At 72.7% G+C, this 19,469-nt stretch carries 13 protein-coding genes; all 13 read right to left on the bottom strand.

The genetic code is table 11. The annotated features are described in order from the left end of the window. Positions 1–2: 2 nt before the first annotated feature. The 13 genes from B207_RS0131415 to rbfA all read right to left on the bottom strand — a co-directional run bounded on the left by B207_RS0131415 (position 3) and on the right by rbfA (position 19,311). Complete coding sequence (locus B207_RS0131415; protein ID WP_018640664.1) at positions 3–2,411, bottom strand: phosphoketolase family protein; 2,409 nt, start codon at positions 2,409–2,411, stop codon at positions 3–5. A gap of 204 nt (positions 2,412–2,615) precedes the next feature. Then, positions 2,616–3,350: an FAD-dependent thymidylate synthase gene (gene thyX / locus B207_RS0131410; RefSeq protein WP_026311644.1), complete on the bottom strand. Its 735-nt coding sequence runs from the start codon at positions 3,348–3,350 to the stop codon at positions 2,616–2,618. Positions 3,351–4,042: 692 nt separating this feature from the next. Continuing rightward, positions 4,043–5,386 (bottom strand): histidine--tRNA ligase, encoded by a 1,344-nt coding sequence (gene hisS / locus B207_RS0131405; protein WP_018640661.1) that lies wholly within the window; start codon positions 5,384–5,386, stop codon positions 4,043–4,045. Positions 5,387–5,518: 132 nt separating this feature from the next. Continuing rightward, positions 5,519–8,224 (bottom strand): hypothetical protein, encoded by a 2,706-nt coding sequence (locus B207_RS0131400; RefSeq protein ID WP_018640660.1) that lies wholly within the window; start codon positions 8,222–8,224, stop codon positions 5,519–5,521. A 102-nt stretch (positions 8,225–8,326) separates the two neighbouring features. Continuing rightward, on the bottom strand, positions 8,327–10,147 hold the full coding sequence (locus B207_RS0131395; RefSeq protein ID WP_018640659.1) for an Hsp70 family protein: 1,821 nt from the start codon (positions 10,145–10,147) through the stop codon (positions 8,327–8,329). 103 nt (positions 10,148–10,250) lie between these two features. Next, entirely contained in the window at positions 10,251–10,994 is a 744-nt protein-coding gene (dapB, locus tag B207_RS0131390; RefSeq protein ID WP_026311643.1) for a 4-hydroxy-tetrahydrodipicolinate reductase, read from the bottom strand. Between the two features lie 109 nt (positions 10,995–11,103). Beyond that, complete coding sequence (locus B207_RS0131385; protein ID WP_018640657.1) at positions 11,104–12,513, bottom strand: M16 family metallopeptidase; 1,410 nt, start codon at positions 12,511–12,513, stop codon at positions 11,104–11,106. A 43-nt stretch (positions 12,514–12,556) separates the two neighbouring features. Next, complete coding sequence (locus B207_RS0131380; RefSeq protein ID WP_018640656.1) at positions 12,557–14,746, bottom strand: polyribonucleotide nucleotidyltransferase; 2,190 nt, start codon at positions 14,744–14,746, stop codon at positions 12,557–12,559. A gap of 249 nt (positions 14,747–14,995) precedes the next feature. Continuing rightward, on the bottom strand, positions 14,996–15,265 hold the full coding sequence (gene rpsO, locus B207_RS0131375) for a 30S ribosomal protein S15 (RefSeq protein WP_018640655.1): 270 nt from the start codon (positions 15,263–15,265) through the stop codon (positions 14,996–14,998). Between the two features lie 412 nt (positions 15,266–15,677). Continuing rightward, positions 15,678–16,607 carry a bifunctional riboflavin kinase/FAD synthetase gene (locus B207_RS0131370; RefSeq protein WP_018640654.1) on the bottom strand — a complete coding sequence of 310 codons (930 nt, stop codon included), beginning with the start codon at positions 16,605–16,607 and terminating at the stop codon, positions 15,678–15,680. Positions 16,608–16,722: 115 nt separating this feature from the next. Continuing rightward, positions 16,723–17,586, bottom strand: coding sequence for a tRNA pseudouridine(55) synthase TruB (truB, locus tag B207_RS0131365; protein WP_018640653.1), 864 nt, complete (start codon positions 17,584–17,586; stop codon positions 16,723–16,725). A gap of 88 nt (positions 17,587–17,674) precedes the next feature. Next, positions 17,675–18,763, bottom strand: a complete 1,089-nt coding sequence (locus B207_RS0131360; RefSeq protein WP_026311642.1) for a DHH family phosphoesterase — start codon at positions 18,761–18,763, stop codon at positions 17,675–17,677. Further along, a complete protein-coding gene (rbfA, locus tag B207_RS0131355) occupies positions 18,760–19,311 on the bottom strand; it encodes a 30S ribosome-binding factor RbfA (protein ID WP_018640651.1) in 552 nt (183 codons plus the stop codon). The genes B207_RS0131360 and rbfA overlap by 4 nt, the downstream gene beginning before the upstream one ends. Positions 19,312–19,469: the final 158 nt, after the last annotated feature.

Here is a 19,469-nt window from a genome sequence, read left to right as displayed (position 1 = left end):
TCTCAGTACGGCCAGACCCAGTCGCGGATGCGTGGGTCGTCCACTCCGTGGTCACGGGTGTAGGCGCGGGCGGCGAGGCGGGCGTCGACCATCCGCTGCCGGACGTGCGCGGCCCGCGCGCCCAGGCTCTCCACCCGGTCGATCACATCCACGACCAGGTGGAACCGGTCGAGGTTGTTCATCATCACCATGTCGAAGGGCGTGGTGGTCGTGCCCTCCTCGATGTAGCCCCGCACATGCAGGTTGTTGTGGTTGCGGCGGCGGTAGGTGAGCCGGTGGATCAGCCACGGGTAGCCGTGGTAGGCGAAGATGACCGGCCGGTCCTCGGTGAACAGCGCGTCGAACCGGGCGTCGGAGATGCCGTGCGGGTGCTCCGCCTCGTCCTGCAGGCACATCAGGTCGACGACGTTGACGACGCGGACCTTCAGATCCGGAAAGTGCTGGCGCAGGATGTCGACCGCGGCCAGCGTCTCCAGGGTCGGGATGTCGCCGGCACAGGCCATCACGACGTCCGGATTGCCGTCGCCGTGCTCGGCGTGGTCGTTGCTCGCCCAGTCCCAGATGCCCAGCCCGCGGGTGCAGTGGGCGATCGCGTCCGGCATCGGCAGGTAGTTCAGGGCTGACTGCTTGCCGGCGACGATCACGTTGATGTAGTGCCGGCTGCGCAGGCAGTGGTCGGCGACCGAGAGCAGCGTGTTCGCGTCCGGCGGCAGATAGACGCGGATGATCTCCGCCTTCTTGTTGACCACATGGTCGATGAAGCCCGGGTCCTGGTGCGAGAAACCATTGTGGTCCTGGCGCCAGACGTGGCTCGTGAGCAGGTAGTTCAGCGACGCGATCGGCCGGCGCCAGGGGATGTTCAGCGTCGTCTTCAACCACTTGGCGTGCTGGTTCACCATCGAGTCGACGATGTGGATGAACGCCTCGTAGCAGGAGAAGAACCCGTGCCGGCCGGTGAGCAGGTACCCCTCGAGCCAGCCCTGGCACAGGTGCTCGGAGAGCACCTCCATCACCCGGCCGTCGGGCGCGAGATCCTCGTCGGTCGGGACGACCTGGGCGTTCCAGGCGCGTGCGGTGGTCTCGAACAGCGCGCCCAGCCGGTTCGACGCGGTCTCGTCCGGCCCCATGACCCGGAACGTGTTCGGGTTGGCGCGCATGACGTCACGCAGGAAACCACCGAGGACCCGGGTCGCCTCGCTCCAGCCGATCCCCGGCGACGGGAAGTCGACGGCGTAGTCGCGGAAGTCGGGCAGGGTCAGGTCGCGCAGCAGCTCGCCGCCGTTGGCGTGCGGATTGGCACTCATTCGGCGGGTGCCCACCGGCGCCAGTGCCGCGAGTTCCGGCCAGAGCCGCCCGTCGGCCTCGAACAGCTCCCACGGCCGGTAGCTGCGCAACCAGGCCTCGAGCTGGGCGAGGTGCGCCGGGTCGTTCTTCGGATCGGAAAGCGGAACCTGATGGGAGCGCCAGTTCCCCTCGACCGGCTTGCCGTCCACGTTCGCCGGGCCCGTCCAGCCCTTCGGCGTGCGCAGAATGATCATCGGCCAGGCCGGGCGGGACGGATCACCAAGCCGGCGCGCCCGGTCCTGGATGTCGTGGATCCGCGCGATCGCGGTGTCGAGCACGTGGGCGAACTGCTGGTGGACCTCGGCCGGGTCGTCCCCGGTCACGTACAGCGGCTCGTGGCCGTAACCGCGCATCAACGCGTCAAGCTCGGTCTCCGGGATCCGGGCCAGGACCGTCGGCTGGGCGATCTTGTAGCCGTTGAGGTGCAGGATCGGCAGCACCACCCCGTCACGGACGGGGTCGAGGAACTTGTTCGAGTGCCAGCTCGCCGCGAGCGGCCCCGTCTCGGCCTCGCCGTCGCCGACGACCGCGGCCACCAGCAGGTGCGGGTTGTCGAACGCGGCCCCGTAGGCGTGGGTGAGGGCGTAGCCGAGCTCACCGCCCTCGTGGATGGAGCCGGGCACCTCCGGGGCGACATGGCTGGGGATCCCGCCCGGGAAGGAGAACTGGCGGAACAGCCGGCGCATCCCGGCCAGGTCCTGGGTGATGGACGGGTAGGTCTCGCTGTAGGTGCCCTCGAGGTAGGTGTTCGCCACGATGGCCGGCCCGCCGTGGCCCGGGCCGATCACGTAGATCGCGTCCAGGTCGTGGTGACGGATGACCCGGTTGAGGTGGGTGTAGATCAGGTTCAGGCCGGGTGTGGTGCCCCAGTGGCCCAGCAGACGCGGCTTGATGTGCTCGGCCCGCAGCGGCTCGGCCAGCAACGGGTTGTCCAGCAGGTAGATCTGCCCCACCGCCAGGTAGTTGGCGGCCCGCCAGTACGCGTCGAGCAGGCGCAGTTCGTCGGCCGCCAGCGGCTTCGGTGTTACCACCTCGGACCCCGCGCCGATCTCGGCAACGTCGACCATGCCTGCCCTCCCCTGCCCGGCCCGCTCCGGCGCCGTTGCCCGCGCGCTCGTCCCACCGCTCGACCCCATCATCGTGCGCCGCGCTCCTGCCCGAACACTGATCCATTGTGAGGACGAATCTGGTTATCTCCGCCCGCGCACCGGCGAGGCGAACGTCGGCGGTCTCCGGGCCTAAGGGCCCTTGCGGCGGGCCGGGGCGTCGGTTCAGCCTTCGCCGACGAGCGGGCTGGACGCCACCTCGGTGCCGTCATCCAGCGCACTGACCCGGAAGTCGGCGAACACGTTCGGTGCCACACCCTGCAGCGCACGGAGCACCGCGACCGCCAGGCCGCGGATCTCGACATCGGCGTGCTCACTGGCACGCATGCCGATGAAGTGCCGCCAGGCGCGGTAGTTGCCGGTCACGACGATCCTGGTCTCGGTGGCGTTCATCAGCACCGACCGAGCCGCCTGCCGGGCCTGCTTGCGCCGTGACGTCGGTGCGGAGACGTCGGCGAAGCGCTTCTCGAGGCCCTCCAGCAGCCGGGCGTACGCCTCCATCGAGGCGGCTGCCGCCTCGGTGAAGAGCTCGTGCAGCTCCGGGTCCTCGGCGATCACCGCCGGTTCGACCAGGGCCGCGTCGTGCTCGGGGACGTAGCGCTGCGACAGCTGGCTGTAGGAGAAGTGCCGGTGCCGCACCAGCTCGTGGGTGAGGCTGCGCGACACCCCGGTGATGTACAGCGACACCGTCCCGTGCTCCAGCACCGACAGATGCCCGACGTCGAGGATGTGCCGGAGGTAGCCGGCGTTCGTCGCCGTCGCCGGATTCGGCTTGTTCCAGCTCTGGTAGCAGGCCCGCCCGGCGAACTCGGCCAGTGCCTGGCCGCCGTCGGCGTCGGTGCTCCACGGGACGTCGTCCGGCGGGAGGAACTCGGTGCGGGCGATCACCTGGACCCGCAGGCCGGCCTGCGCCGGACCGCTCCCGGGCCCGGGTCCGGCTCCACTCCCACCGGCTTCGCCCGACACTCCGACATCCACCACAGCGACCTCCACCCCGTTGCCCCGACGGTCCTGACGATTTCCCGTTGGTCTGACGGTTTCCCCCGACGGTCTGACGGCCGGAACCAGCGCCCGGCGGGCACCGGCGACCGGCATCCCACGGTATCCGCTCTCCGCAGCCCGTCAGGAACCGGAGCCGAACGGGGACAAGGGGACCACCACTCCCGGCCCGCCGGTGGCGATCTCCTGCGGGGCGGCATCGGCATGCACCGGACCGGTTACGTTCGAACCGCCCAACCGACCCGTGTCGCCACCCACTTACCCGTCCGGTGACCCGTACGGAACACCGCGGTGGAGGCGGCGGCGCACCGTGGTACACCGGATGTGGGCGCCTCGCCGCGGTCGGCGGGGGGTCCGGTGCTCGCCCGGCAGGCGCTGCGCGGCCAGGGGTCTCCGCCCCCGTCAGCTCCTGGTCGAGCTCGACGCCGGCGGCGCGGGCACCGCGTCTGCCACGCGGCCGCGACCGCCGGTCGGCCCGTCTCCCGCGCCGCCGACCGGCGCCGCGGTCGCGTGGAAGGCCACCGTCGCACGGGCGGTCACCACCCGTGCCGAAGGACCTGCCGGATGGCAGGACCACGCCGGCCAGCCACGTGTCACGAGGCCGCGGCCGGGCCCGTCTCAGGAGCGGGCGACCACACCGCCGGGTCCGCCGAGCTCTGCTCCCCGGTCGCCATGTTCTTCACCTCGTGCGGCCGGTCGTCCCCGAACGGCGGGAACCAGACATGCCCGATGCCCTTGCGGGAGGCGTAACGGATCTGCTTGGCGAGCTTGTCCGCCTGGTGGTAGGTCTCGACGTTGAGGCCGCGGGCCCGCAGCTGTCGGGCGGTGGCCAGCGCGTCCGCCCGCCGCTCGTCGCTCGGGATCACCACCAGAACCTGGGCCGGGCTCGCCGGCCCGCCGCCGACGAGGCCGTCCGCCACCAGCTTGGCGAAGATGCGGGTGAGGCCGATCGAGATGCCGACCCCGGGCAGGTGGCGGCGGATGAAGGTCCCCGCGAGATCGTCGTAACGCCCGCCGGAACAGATGCTGCCGTAGCCCGGGGCGTCGACGAACTTCGCCTCGTAGACGGTGCCCGTGTAGTAGTCCAGCCCGCGGGCGATCGACAGATCGGCGACCACGCTGCCGGACGGCAGGTCCGCCAGATCGTCGAGCACCCGTGCCAGCTCGTCGAGGCCCTCGGTGAGCAGGTCGGACTTCACCCCGAGCCGGCCGACCGCCTCGACGACCCCGGAGTCGGACCCCCTCACGTGAGCCAGGTCCAGGCAGGCCCGGGCCTGGTCCGCGGTGAGCCCGACCGGGCCGGTGAGCAGCGCCTCGACTCCGGCGGACCCGATCTTGTCAATCTTGTCGGCGGCCCGGATGACGGCCAGCGGGTCGCCGATTCCCAGCCCCTCGTAGAACCCCTGCAGCACCTTGCGGTTGTTGATGTTCAGCGTCCACGCGGGCACGCCCAGCGTGGTGAGGACCTCGTGCACGATCCGGGGAAGCTCGGCATCGAAGTGCAGCGGCACCTGGTCGACGTTGATGACATCGATGTCGCACTGGGTGAACTCCCGGAACCGCCCCTCCTGGGGGCGCTCCCCGCGCCACACCCGCTGGATCTGGTAGCGCTTGAAGGGGAAGACCAGGTCGTTGAAATGCGCCGCGACGTAACGGGCGAACGGAACGGTCAGGTCGAAGTGCAGACCGAGCCGCGAGCTGTCGCCGTCGTCCTCCGCCTGCAGCCGGCGCAGGGTGTAGACCTCCTGCGAGGTCTCGCCCTTGGCCATCAGGGCGTCCAGCGCCTCCACCGACGGGGTCTCGACCGAGCAGAACCCGTACCGCTCGAAGGTGGCGCGGATGGTGTCCAGCCAGCGGAGCTCGACCATCCGCACGTCGGGCAGCCATTCGGGAAATCCGCTGATCGGGGTGGGACGGACCACGGGCGCATCGGCCATCGCCGGAACAACTCCTCTTTCTCGACACTGCGGGCGCGCGTGGCCTCCACACACGCTCATCGGACCCTGAAAGCGCGGCGATCACCGATGTCGAGACGAGAAAAGCACGATCGGAACCTTACACGCCGACGGCTAGGCGGTCCGGGAGCCTCCTGACGCGCCCGTGGCGGGAGCGGCGGGAGCGGCGACACCGGGCGTCACCGCGATGACGGCCAGGGCGCCGGCGGCGTCCACCAGGCACCGCCCGGCCGCCGCGCCCGCGACCACCAGCTCACCACGCTCGCGAACGCAGGCGAAGAGCGCCACGTGCAGCGGGCGCACCTCCGGCAGGACGAAGCCGCCGTCGATGTCGTACCGCGTATTGGTGATCTTGCGGGTGATGGAGCCGAGCTCCTGCGCGCCGGCGGGCGGCAGGTCCGCACGCGCCGTCACCATCATCTCCGTGCAGCCGGACGGCCAGGTCCAGCACAGCCGCCCCGCTACCAGCCGCAGGTCAGACGCCTGGTCGAGCTCATCGGCAGCAGTCCTCGGCCCCGGCGGCGGGACCCGCACGTCTGCCGGGCCGGGCACCGCGTCGGGCACCGGCACCGCGTCTGCCATCGGCACCGCGTCGGGCACCGGCACCGCGTCTGCCATCGGCACCGCGTCGGGCACCGGCACCGCGTCTGCCATCGGCACCGCGTCTGCCATCGGCACCGTGCCTGCCGCCTCGGCCGGCACCTGCGTCCCGCCACACTCCTCGACGGCACCGGACGCCGCCCGCTCCGGCTCGGGCACCCGTTCCTGGCCACGCGCGGGTTCCTCGCCGGGCACCGGTTCCGGCCACCGGGCCGGCGCCGACCAGACGCCACCGATGCCGGCGATCACCTCGTATTCGGGAATCGACGACCCGCGGTACACGCCGCCGTCCTCGATCGTGGTGGCGGCGGTGACACCCACCGCACGGGCGTTACCGTCCGCGGTGATCCGCCGGATGCGGTACCGGACATCACCTGGAGTGATCGTCGGACGCCAGCTGACAACCACGGAGGCGCCGTCCCAGCGGGCGGACACCCCACTCGGCGCCGCCACGACCCGTGCCTCGGTGGCGGATGGCACGGCGGCGGACGGAACGACGGCAGGGGCCGGACGGCCGTCCGCCGACGCCCGCTCCTGCTCCGGGACCCGGGCCTGCCCACGCTCCGGCTCCGGCCGGCCGCCCGAGCCCTCACCCGAGCCCTCACCCGGGCCTTCCCCCGAGCCTTCGCCTGGGGCGGTGCCCGGTCGCTGCCGGGCCGGCCGCGGCGGGGCATCGGCGTCCGGGCTGTCCGCGAGCAGGGCGCGCGCCTCCTCGTGATCCGCCACCGTGGCCAGCGCCTCCCGCGCCAGCCGGATCCGCTCCGGTCCGGGCGCCTCACGCGCATGGCGGACCAGCTCGTCCGCCTGGGCGCAGCGCGCCTGTGCCGTCGCGCGTACCTCGTCGAGCACCTGGCCGCCTGGACCAGGGACGTCCGCCGCGACCCGGGCGAGGTCCTCGGTGAGGCGGGCAACCGCGCGGTGTCGGTCAGCGCCGGCCTCGGCGACGATGACCCGCCAGCTCTCCCCCGCGGCCCGGATGACCCGCTCGACCTCGTCCCCGAGCGCCCGGATGGGTGGCAGGGTCTCCCCTGCTGCCTCACGCGCCCGGGAGATCTCGTCACTGGCCTCGATCGGCCGTCCGGCCCGGAGCGCGGCCCGGGCCCGGGAAAGCAGGGCCTGCCAGTCACGCGTACGGCCGGGGGCGGGAGCCGGCGCGGCCCGCCCGGGCGGCACCACGCCGCCGCCGGCACCGGCAGCACCAGCACCAGCACCAGCACCACCGGACCGGCGTGACGTGTACGCCACCTCGGGTGCTTCCACGCCGTTCTCACGCGCGAGGTCGGCGACGACCGTCCGGGCCCGGGCCGGGTCGAGGCCCTCCGCCTCGGCGTGGGCGACGAACTCGGCGGCGGCCGACGCGAGCAGACGGTCCTCGATGAGGACGGCGGTGGCGACCCGCGGTCGCAGCGCCGCCCTGACCGGCTCGACCAGCGCGTCGAGGTAGGCCTCCGGATCACCGTCGACGAGGAGCGAACGGACGGCCGTCAGCAGGTCGTCCAACAGCGCACGCCGCCGGTCCGGCCGGCGCTCGCGGTTGCGGGCGGCGGCCGCGTCACGGACGGCCCGGATCTCCTCTCGGGGGCTTCCCGGGAAGACCCCGAGCAGGTCGAACAGACTGCGCGGCGGGGTGGTCCCGGCGATCCGCCCGAGCTCGTCGAGATCGGCGCGGATCTGGCGGATCACCTCCGCGGGCACGGCCCGGCGGGCCTGCCCGGATCTGGCCCGCTCCGGCGCGCCCGCGGGGAGCAGCCGGTACCGGCGGATGCGCTGCGCGAACGCCGCCTCGTCGACGCCCTGCGCGGCGGCCAGGGCGCGCAGTCCCGCGACCTTGTCCTCGGGCAGGCCACCGAAGCGGCTCACCAGGCGGCGGACGGCGGCGTCGAGCTCGGCGAAGCGCTCGCTGTCCCGGACCGCGCGGGCGGCGGTGACCCGTTCGGCGAGGTCGGCGCGGGACGCCGCGGTGGCCAGGGCCGACGACATCTCGTCGTGCAGACCCAGCAGGGCGATGATCACGCCACGGTAACGGGGATGGTCCCGGCTGCGCTGCCAGAAGGCCCAGACCTCGTCCAGGCGGGCACGGACCTCCGCGTCACCGAGCCGGGGCGCCTCCACGACCGGGATGTCGTAGATCTCGAAGGGATCGCTCTGCTCGGCCCCGCCGCGGGCGTGGAGCGCCGCGAGCACCCGCCGCCGGTAGTCGTTCGAGTCGAAGGGCAGCACGGTGGTCTCCCTCTCTGGCGTCGCGCTCTCCGGCCGTTCTGTCGGGCGCTCTTCCGGGCGCTCTGCCGGCTGGCACCCGGGCCCGGCTGGCACCAGGCCCAGCTACACCCAGCCGGGCGGGCCGCCGAGCCCGCCCGGCTCCGCGTCCGGCGGCTTCTTGCGCAGCGGGTCGTCACCGGCGCCCGGATCCGTGCCCCGCTCACGGCGGGCCCGAGCGACCTGCTCCCGCTCGCGCGCGACGTCCGCCTGGCTCAGTGCGGCGGACGTCTCGACGCGAACCGTGAGCGGCCGGTCGGCGAGCCCCTCGTGGCGTGCCGTCACTTCCAGGATGCCGTCGAACCCCATCCGAAACATGATTTCTATCTGAGTGCCGGCCGGATAGCCCGGTGGAATGCCCGTGATCTCCGCGTTGGCGATGATCTTGTTGTCGTCGACGCGGGCGGACTCGACGCCCCCGGCCTGCTCCACGACGTGGACGGTCACCGCGTCCTGGTCGTCGCGCACGGTGCCGAACAGCCGGCGGACGGCCACCGGCAACCGGTCGTTGCGGTGAACGAGGAACACCGCCCGCTGATCGCCGAAACGGTCCAGCGCCAGCACGCCGAAGCCCCGGGAGACGACGTTGACGACCTGCACCTCGACGGTCCGCCGCACCCGGTCCGCGGGAAGCCCCAGGGCCTCGGCGAGGCGCCGGCACGCGGCGTCCAGGTCGGCGGGGGCCGCCGTGTCCACCGCGGCGCCGTCCACCAGCTGGCCTCGGGTGACGAGGTCGGCGGCGACCAGGCGCTCGAGCGCCTTCTTCTCCCCGTAGATCGCGGCACCGCGGGCGACGGCCAGGTCCGGATCGCTGAGCTCCACCGGCACGGACAGTTCGGCGGCCAGCCGCCGGGCCACGGCCGGCATCCGTGAGGCACCGCCGACCAGCAGGACCCGGTCGACGCCGCGCACCCCGCGCTCGCGGGCGGCCTCGATCGCCGATCGGGTCAGCTCGAGGGTGCGGTCGAGCAGGACCCCGGTGAGGTTCTCCACCTCGTCCCGGGTCAGGGTGACGTCCAGAACCCTCCCGCCGTGACTGACTGTGATCACGGTCGAGTCCGCCTCGGTCAGCTCACGCCGCGCACGCTCGGCGGCGAGCTGCAGCACCTGCGCGGCCTCGCCGTCGTCGAGCGGGTCGTCGGCGCCCGGGTGGGCGGCGAGGAAGCGGTCGGTGAGGAACAGGACGATCTTCTCGTCCCAGTCGGCCCCGCCCAGCTGGTGGTCGCCGTCGGTGGCGACGACGGAGACCCGGCGGTCGGCGAGCTCGACGATGGTGACGTCGAAGGTTCCACCGCCCAGGTCGTAGACGAGGGCGACCTCCTCGGTGAGGACGCCGGGGCCGGCGAGGGTGCGCCGGCCCGCGACCTCGAACCGGGCGAACCCGTAGGACAGCGCGGCGGCGGTGGGTTCGTTGATGACGTCGACGACGTTCAGCCCGGCGTACTCGCCGGCCAGCACGGTGGCCCGGCGCTCCTCGTCACCGAAGTAGGCCGGCACGGTGATGACGGCGTCCCGGACGGGCTCCCCGGCGGTCATCCCGGCGTCCGAGACGAGCGCCTTGAGGATCAGCCCGCTGACCGCCGGCGCCGACCAGGCCGCCCCGTGGGTGACGAACCGCCAGTCGCGGTCGCCCATCCGGCGCTTGACGAGCGAGCAGACGTCGTCGGGTCGGGCCCGGGCGAGGCGCCGGGCGGTCTCACCGGTGATGTAGTCGTCACGGCCGACGAACAGCACCACGCTGGGCAGTGTCGTCGACCCGTCCATCAGCGGGATGACCTCGGGGTCGCCGGAGGCGGACACCCTGGCCAGGCAGCTGAAGGTCGTCCCGAGGTCGATACCGAAGACAGTCCCCGTGTTGGCCGGCCGGCCACCCGTTTGTCGCGCCACACCCGAAACCTATCCATCCGCGTGGGCGGCGGCGGACAGCGGACCGGGTGACGGCCTGGCGACACCCGGTCCCGCGCCGGCACGGGCCCCGGCCCAGCCTGGCTCAGCCGAGGTCGAGAAGGCTCTCCAGGCCCACGGTCAGCCCTGGATGCGCGGCCACCTGACGCACCGCGAGCAGGACGCCGGGCATGAACGAGGCGCGGTCGAACGAGTCGTGGCGGATCGTGAGGGTTTCTCCGGCACCGCCGAGAACCACCTCCTGGTGCGCGACCAGCCCGGCGAGCCGGATGGCGTGCACCGGCACGCCGGCAACGCGGGCGCCGCGGGCCCCGTCGAGCGCCGAGGTCGTCGCGTCCGGGCCGGCCGGGTCGAGCCCGGCGGACCTCCGGGCGGCGGCGATGAGATCGGCGGTGCGCCGGGCCGTGCCGCTGGGCGCGTCCGCCTTGCCGGGATGGTGCAGCTCGACGATCTCCACCGATTCGAAGTACGGTGCCGCCCGGGCGGCGAAGAGCATCATCAACACGGCGGCGATGCCGAAGTTGGGTGCCACGAACACCCCGACCGACGGCTCGGTGCCCAGCCAGCCGCGCACGGTGTCGAGCCGGTCGTCGTCGAGCCCGGTCGTGCCCACCACGGCGTGGACGCCGTGGTCGACCGCCCAGCGCAGGTTGTCCATGACCGCGTCGGGATGGGTGAAGTCGACGACCACGTCCGCCTTCGCGAGCGGACCGCGGTCGTCGCCGGCGTCCGCCTCGGCCACCAGCTCCAGGTCCGGCGCCTCCCGGACAGCCGAGCACACCGTGGCACCCATCCGGCCACGGGAGCCGAGCACCCCGACAGCAATCACTTCGTGCCCCTCACGTGTGCCGGCCCCGCGGCACAGGCCGCGGGGCCGGATGATCATCGAAGCTGACCGCTGACCGCTGGCCGCTGGCTGACAGTTGGCAGCCGACGGCTCAGCGGGCGACCGCGGCGCTGAAGTCGTGGTCGTCGAACGGGCCGATGACACCGAGCGACCACGGCTGGTCGACGAGCTCGCCGGCGAGGGCCCGCACATCGTCCAGAGTGACAGCCTCGACCCGGGCGAGCACCTCGTCGACCGGGAGGATCTCGCCGTGGACGAGCTCGGACTTGCCGAGCCGGGTCATCCGCGAGCCGGTGTCCTCGAGGTTGAGCACGAGGCCCCCGCGGTTCTGCCCGCGGGCCCGGTCGAGCTCCTCCTCGGTGATGCCGTGCTCGGCGATCTGGTGCACCTGCTCGCGGCAGATCTCCAGCACGTCGTCGGCCCGGCCCGGGGTGCAGCCCGCGTAGACCCCGAAGAGGCCGGCGTCGGCGAACTGGTTGTCGAACGAGTAGACCGAGTAGGCCAGGCCGCGCTTCTCCCGCACCTCCTGGAACAGCCGCGAGCTCATCCCGCCGCCCAGGGCCTGCGACAGCAGCCCGAGCGCGTAGCGGCGCGGGTCGTGCCGGGACAGACCGACCGTGCCGAGCACGACATGCGCCTGCTCGGTTGGCCGGTTGGCGACGATGATGCCGGGCGGCGGGGGGAACGGGTAGTCGCCCCGGCGGACCTCCTGCGCCCGCGCCGGCCCGCCGAGCCGGTCGGCGAACGCCCTCGTCACCCGATCAAGGGCGTGGTCGTGGTCGAGGTTGCCCGCGATCGAGATCACCAGTGCCGGTGGCGCGTAGTGCTCGCGGTAGTAGTCGAAGATCGTCTCCCGGCCGAGGGCCTGGATCGTCTCGACCGTGCCGAGCACCGGCCGGCCCAGCACCGACGACCCGAGGACGGCGTCCGCGAAGACGTCGTGCACGACGTCACCGGGGTCGTCCTCGTGCATGGCGATCTCCTCGAGGATCACGCCGCGCTCGGCCTCGACGTCGTCCGCGGTCACCAGCGAGTTGGCGACCATGTCGCAGACGACGTCGACGGCCAGACCCAGGTCATCGTCGAGGACCCGGGCGTAGTAGCAGGTGTACTCCTTGTTCGTGAAGGCGTTGAGATCCCCGCCGACCGCCTCGATGGCAGCGCTGATCGTCAGCGCGTCCCGGGTCGGGGTGCCCTTGAACAGCAGGTGCTCCAGGTAGTGCGAGCAGCCGCCGGTCAGAGGCGTCTCGTCACGGGACCCCACGCCGACCCAGATGCCGATGGCCACCGAGCGGACCCCGGGCACCTTCTCCGTGATGACCCGCAGGCCGCCCGGCAGGACGGTGCGACGCACCGTCCCGGCGAGCAGCTCCGCGGTGCCGGTGCCCGCCGCGAGCAGATCGGGCACACGGCCCGGACGCGGGCCGGAGGTGACCTCCGGCCCGCCCGTGGCCTGTGCGCCGTCACGCCCGTCAGAGGAGGACAGTTCCGTCTCCGTCACAGTGCTCCTGTCAGGAGGAGGACCCCCGCGTGCACGGGGCGGCTCAGGACTCGGCGGCAACCGCGTCGGCGGCCTCCGCCCCGGGCGCGAGGCTGATCTTGCCACGGGCGTCGATCTCAGTGATCTCCACCTGCAGCTTCTGGCCCACCGACAGGACGTCCTCCACCTTCTCCACCCGCTTGCCACCCGCGAGCTGCTTGAGCTTGCTCACGTGGAGCAGGCCGTCCTTGCCCGGGGTCAGCGACACGAAGGCGCCGAAGTTGGTGATCTTGACGATGGTGCCGAGGTAGCGCTCCCCCACCTCGGGCATCTGCGGGTTGGCGATCGCGTTGATCGCGGAGCGGGCGGTCTCCGCCGACGGACCGTCGGCGGCGCCGATGTAGATCGTGCCGTCGTCCTCGACCGTGATCTCGGCACCGGAGTCGGCCTGGATCTGGTTGATCATCTTGCCCTTGGGCCCGATGACCTCGCCGATCTTGTCGACCGGGATCTTCACCGAGATGACCCGCGGGGCGTGCGCGGACATCTCGTCCGGCTCGCCGATGGCCTCGGCCATCACTTCCAGGATCGTCAGCCGGGCCGCCCGCGCCTGCTGCAGGGCCGCCGCGAGCACCGACGCGGGGATGCCGTCGAGCTTGGTGTCGAGCTGCAGGGCGGTGACGAAGTCCCGGGTGCCGGCGACCTTGAAGTCCATGTCGCCGTAGGCGTCCTCGGCACCGAGGATGTCGGTGAGGGTGACGAAGGAGTCGCCCTCCTTGATCAGGCCCATCGCGATGCCGGCCACCGGCGCCCTCAGCGGCACGCCGGCGTTGAGCAGCGACAGCGTGCTCGCGCACACCGAGCCCATGCTGGTCGAGCCGTTCGAGCCCAGCGCCTCGGAGACCTGGCGGATCGCGTAGGGGAACTCCTCGCGGCTGGGCAGCACCGGCAGCAGCGCCCGCTCGGCGAGCGCGCCGTGGCCGATCTCGCGACGCTTGGGCGAGCCGACCCGGCCCGTCTCCCCGGTGGAGTACGGCGGGAAGTTGTAGTTGTGCATGTAACGCTTGGTGCGCTCCGGGTTGAGCGTGTCGACGTTCTGCTCCATCCGCAGCATCGCCAGGGTCGTGACGCCGAGGATCTGCGTCTCGCCCCGCTCGAACAGCGCCGAGCCGTGCACCCGCGGGATGTAGTCGACCTCGGCCGACAGCTCCCGGATCTCGGTCGTCGACCGGCCGTCGATGCGCACCCCGTCGGCGACGATCCGCGAGCGGACCAGCTTCTTGGTCAGCGCCCGGTAGGCCGGGCCGATCTCCTTGTCGCGGCCCTCGAACTGGCCGGAGACCTTCTCGACCGCCAGCGAGCGGACCCGCTCGAGCTCCGTCTCGCGCTCGGTCTTGCCCGCGATGCGCAGCGCCGCCGCGAGCTCCTCGCCCACGGCCGCGGTCATCGACTCCAGCACGTCGTCGTGGTAGTCGACGAAGACCGGGAACTCGCGCCGCGCCCTGGCCGCGCCGGCCGCGAGCTCGCTCTGCGCCCGGCACAGCTCGCGGATCGCGGGCTTCGCCGCCTCCAGGCCCGCCGCGACGACCTCCTCGGTCGGCGCCGCCGCACCGCCCGCGAGCAGGTTGACAGTGCCCGGGGTGGCCTCCGCCTCGACCATCATGATCGCGACGTCGGAGCCGTCCTCCAGGACACGGCCGGCCACGACCATGTCGAACGTGGCCCGCTCCAGCTCGGGGTGGGTCGGGAAGGCGATCCACTCACCGTCGACGAACCCGACCCGGGTCGCACCGATCGGGCCGCTGAACGGCAGGCCCGCCAGCATCGTCGACGCACTCGCCGCGTTGATCGCGACGACGTCGTAGAGGGTCTCCGGGTCCAGCGCCAGCACGGTCGCGACGACCTGGATCTCGTTGCGCAGCCCCTTCGCGAACGACGGGCGCAGCGGGCGGTCGATCAGCCGGCAGGTCAGGATCGCGTCCTCGCTGGGACGCCCCTCACGGCGGAAGAACGATCCGGGAATGCGCCCGGCCGCGTACATCCGCTCCTCGACGTCCACCGTGAGCGGGAAGAAGTCCAGCTGCTCCTTCGGCGAGCGGCTCACCGTCGTCGCCGACAGGACCATGGTGTCGCCCAGGTGAGCGACCACCGCACCGGCGGCCTGCCTGGCCAGCCGACCGGTCTCGAACCGCACCGTGCGGGTTCCGGCCGGTGTCGTGATGACCGCCTCGGCCGCCTGTGTCGAGTCGTCCACTCGAAACTCCATCCTCATCGTGGGCCGCGCCCGCGCCATCGAGGATGCCGGTGCTCAGTCGAAGTCTCCGGGGCCGGCGCCGGTGGGCACCGTCCAGGCGGCCACGACCGAGGACCGGCGGCTCATGCCGCGCGGACCCGGTCAGGTCCTGCGACCGCCGGGCGACCGAGTGCCGCCGACGGCCCGACGCCCCGGTATCTACCCCGGATGCGCCGGAGGGAGCGCCACCGGGGCGCTCCCTCTTGTTGACTATCGGCGCAGACCGAGTCGTTCGATCAGTGCGCGATAGCGGTTGATGTCTGTCTTCGACAGGTAGTTCAGCAGCCGGCGCCGACGCCCGACCAGCAGGAGCAGCCCGCGGCGGCTGTGGTGGTCGTGCTTGTGGACCTTCAGGTGCTCCGTCAGGTCACTGATACGACGGGTCAGCATCGCGACCTGGACCTCGGGCGAACCGGTGTCCCGTTCGACCGTGGCGTAGTCCGACATGATCTTCTGCTTGACGTCGCTGGAAAGCGGCACGTTCCACCTCGTTCCTCGTCCGGGGCGGCGCGCGCCCGGGGTCTTCTCCACCCGGACATCCCGCCGGTGTGAGCCACCGGATGTCGCACCGCCGCCGGCGGCCCCGGGCCCTCGGCACCACGCCGAAACCCGCCCCGACCACCGCCGAACCCCGGCGACCGCTGAACACCATCAGCTGCAAGTCACCAGCTGTACACCATCAGCAACCACCGCGAGTCGACCATCCGGCACGCCGTCACCGGACACACCGCTCCCGCCTGAGGGGGAAGCTTATCAACCTCGGGCGACCCGCCCGGACACCGACCATCGGCCCCCGCCCCAGCACCCTCTCCGCACCCCACCCGCAGGCTCCGCCGACCCCTGCCAGCCCCGCCGCGGATCAGGCCGCGAGACCGCCGGGCTCCGGCCCGGGTCAGACAAGAAGGGTGGCCGCCCTGGTCGCGTCGACATCCCGGCCCATCTGCTCGACGAGCTCGTCGACGGAGTCGAAACGCAGGGTCGGCCGCAGCAGGCGGGTGAACTCGTAGGTCATGTACTCGCCGTAGAGGTCGCCGTCGAAGTCGAGCAGGAACGCCTCGACCCTGCGCTCCCGCCCCTCGAACGTCGGGTTCGTACCGATCGAGATCGCGGCGGCCCGACGCTGGTCGGACCAGCTCGCGAACCCCGCGTAGACGCCGTCGTCGGGCACCGCCGACCACGGCGTGCACTGCAGGTTCGCCGTCGGGTAGCCGATCGTGCGGCCACGGGCGTCACCGTGCACCACCACGCCCTCGACCCGGTGCGGCCGACCGAGCGCCACCGCGGCGCCCTCGACGTCGCCCGCGGCGACCCGGCGGCGGATCTCGGTGGAGGACAGCACCTTCTCGTCCGCGCGCACCAGGCCGATCCCCTCCACCGAGAAGCCCTCCGCTGCCCCGCTGCGGGCCAGTGTCTGCACCGTGCCGGCCGCGCGGTGGCCGTAGGTGAAGTTCTCCCCCACGACCACGGTGGACGCCCGCAGCCGACCCACCAGCATCTGGCGGACGAACTCCTCCGGCGGGATCCGGCTGAACTCCAGGGTGAACGGGGCGACGCAGAGCGCGTCGACGCCGATGGCCGCGAGCAGCTCCGCCTTGTAGCGCAGGGTGGTCAGCTGTGCGGGGTGCGTACCGGGGCGCAGGACCTCGGCGGGATGTGGGTCGAACGTCAGCACTGTCGCCCGCTGCCCGCGTTCCCGGGCAAGCTCGACGGCCCGCCCGATGATCCGGCGGTGGCCCAGATGAACGCCGTCGAAGAAGCCAATGGTGACGACTCCGCCGGGCCAGTCGTCCGGGGTGTTCTCGACTCCGCGCCAACGTCGCACCTGCCGAAGCCTAGGGCATCACGAATCGATCTTCGATCCGCGGCGGGTCGCGCTTCGCGTTCCCGCGGCTGCCCCGGCCGGCGCGGTGCAGGCGCCGGGCGGGGGGACGCCGGCGCTACGCCGGCGCGAAGACCACGATCGGCCTGGCTGTTCCGTCCTGCTCCTCGAACAGGGCCAGAACGGCGCCCTCCGGGCCGAACACGCCGTAGGGGCCGGAACTGCCCACCGGAGGCAGTCTCCGGCCGTGAGCGACATCACGGGCCTCGGTCACGTCGACGTCCCGGCGCGGGAAGGCCGCCGCCACCGCCGCCCCGAGCGACAGCACCGCCGCCGGCCCACTCTCGGCCAGCTCGTCCAGCGTCACCGCCGCGGCGAGCCCGAACGGCCCGACCTCCCGCCGGCGCAGCGCGGTCAGGTGCCCCCCACAGCCGAGGGCGGCGCCCAGGTCGCGGGCGAGCGCGCGGATGTACGTCCCGCTGGAGCAGGCCACCACGACGTCCAGGTCGCACTCGCGCCGCGCGAGCAGGTCGAAACGGCTCACGGTGACCCGGCGGGCCGCCAGGGCGACCTCCTCGCCGGCCCGGACCCGGGCGTAGGCCCGCACCCCGTTGACCTTCACCGCGCTCACGCTGGACGGGACCTGGTCGATCTCCCCGGTCAGCGCCGCCATCCCCGCCGCCAGGCCAGCGGTGTCGACCTCGACCGGGCGGTCCTCGATCGGCTCGCCCTCGGCGTCGTCCGTCGTGGTGGTGCGGCCGAGCCGGATCGTCGCCTCGTACACCTTCGTGGTCAGCGCCAGCCGGCCGAGCAGCCTCGTACCGCGGCCGACGCCGAGGACCAGCACTCCGGTGGCCATCGGGTCGAGCGTCCCGGCATGACCGACGCGGCGCGTGCGCAGCAGGCGGCGGGAGCGGGCCACCACGTCGTGGGACGTCCACCCCGCCGGCTTGTCGACCACGACCAGGCCGTCCACGGCCACAGCCGACGGCCGAGCCGGAGAGGACGGCGACGGCGACGAGGCCGGGGATTCCGGGGATTCCGGGGATTCCGGCGGGCTCACCACGGCCTCACCCCGCGAGCCGGGGTGCGTGCACGATCTTCTCCCGGAACCGGGCCATCACCGTCTCGAGCGGCGCCGACGACGAGATCCCGGCGGCGAAGCGATGGCCGCCACCGCCCAGGGCGGTGCAGACGGCGCCGACGTCCACCGCGCCCTTGGAACGCACCGAAAGCTTCCAGACACCGCCGTCCTGCTTGCAGACGACAGCGACCTCGGCCTCGGACACCGTTCGCACCGTGTCGATGACGGCCTCGATCTCGTCGTACCCGATCCCGGCCGCGCGCAGGTCGGCCTCGGTGCACCAGGTCCAGATGAGATCGAACTCGGGCTCCAGCCGGGCCCGTTGCAGGGTCTCCCCCAGCAGCTTGAGATAGCCGAAGCGGTGGGTGTCCCAGAGCGTCCGGCCGATCAGGTCGTGCCGGACTCCGGTCGCCAGCAGGCGGGCGGCCAGCTCGTGGACGGACGGCGTCGTCGCCGCGTACCGGAAGGAACCAGTGTCCGTGACCAGCCCCGTGTACACCGCGGTGGCCATGTCCCGGTCGAGTTCCACGCCGAGGGCGTCGATCAGCCGTACCACCAGCACGCTGGTGGACGCCGCCGTGATGTCGACCAGGTTGATGTCGCCGAACAGGGTGTTGGACGCATGGTGGTCCACGACGAGCGAACGCGGGCCGGCGAGCCGCCGGGCCAGGGCACCGAGGCGCTCCTCGCTGCCCGCGTCCAGGGTCACCACCAGCTCCGCACCGCCGCGCCCGCCCAGGTCCTCCGGTGCGACCAGCAGGTCCTGACCGGGCAGGAAACCCAGCGTGCGCGGGACCACGAAGGGATCCGCGTCGAACGAGACGCGGGGACGCGCGCCAAGGCGGCGCAGGGCCAGGCCGAGCGCGACAGCCGAGCCGAGGCTGTCCCCGTCCGGGTTGACGTGGGCGAGCAGCAGCACTTCCGCACCGGCGTCCGCGGCGCCGCGCAGCGCCCGCACCGCCTCCTGCAGGGCCTGGGCGAATCCCGCACCGCCCGGCACGCCGAGCGTGGCGTCGCCGCCTGGGCCGGACGGTCCCGCGCCGGATCCCGGACCCGTCGCGGAGATGACCGTCATGACGCCGACTCCCGCCACCCGCTCCGGGCCTCGTCACCGCCCACAGCATCGGGGTCCGCCCAGTCGCGGCCCGGCTCCGGATCGACGTCGAGCTCGAGGTCGGCTTCGTCGACCTCGGCGGCATCGATCTCCCGGGGCCGCCGGTAGGGGTCCGGCTCCCCGGCGGGCGTGGCGTCCTGGCGTGCCCGGGCGATCTCCTCGTCCCGCCGCCGGGCGACGTCGAGCAGGGTCTCGAGGTGCTGGGTGTCCTCGGGCAGCCGGTCGTGGACGAAGGTCAGCGTCGGGGTGACCTTGACCCCGGTGGCGCGCCCGACCTGGCTGCGTAGCATCCCCTTCGCCGATTCCAGCGCGGCGGCCGAGGCCTCCCGCGCGTCGTCATCGCCGTACACCGTGTAGAAGATCGTCGCGTCGAGCAGGTCGGGGGTGACCCGAGCGTCCGTCACGGTCACCATTCCGAGACGGGGATCCTTCACACCGCGTTCCAGCGTGGACGCGACCACCTCACGGATGCGCACTGCCAGCCGGCGTGCGCGGGCCGGATCAGCCACCGCCCACCTCCCTCACTCACCCGGTCGACCTCGGCGGGCGGACACCACGTGCCCGGCCGGCTCACGGTCGACACCCACCAGATTCCTGCTGCCCTCGCGGTCCGGGACCGCACCCGGAACCGCCGGCCACGTGTGCCGCGCTCGCGACTGTGCCGCCC

Source organism: Parafrankia elaeagni, assembly GCF_000374165.1.
Taxonomy (GTDB): domain Bacteria; phylum Actinomycetota; class Actinomycetes; order Frankiales; family Frankiaceae; genus Parafrankia; species Parafrankia elaeagni.
The sequence above is the reverse complement of the archived record's forward strand: the minus strand, read 5'-3'. Positions and strand labels throughout refer to the sequence as shown.

Excerpts from the sequence above, each read along its gene's own strand:
- B207_RS0131415 (WP_018640664.1), bottom strand. The coding sequence starts at position 2,411 with ATGGTCGACGTTGCCGAGATCGGCGCGGGGTCCGAGGTGGTAACACCG.
- hisS (WP_018640661.1), bottom strand. The coding sequence starts at position 5,386 with ATGGCCGATGCGCCCGTGGTCCGTCCCACCCCGATCAGCGGATTTCCC.
- B207_RS0131360 (WP_026311642.1), bottom strand. The coding sequence starts at position 18,763 with ATGACGGTCATCTCCGCGACGGGTCCGGGATCCGGCGCGGGACCGTCC.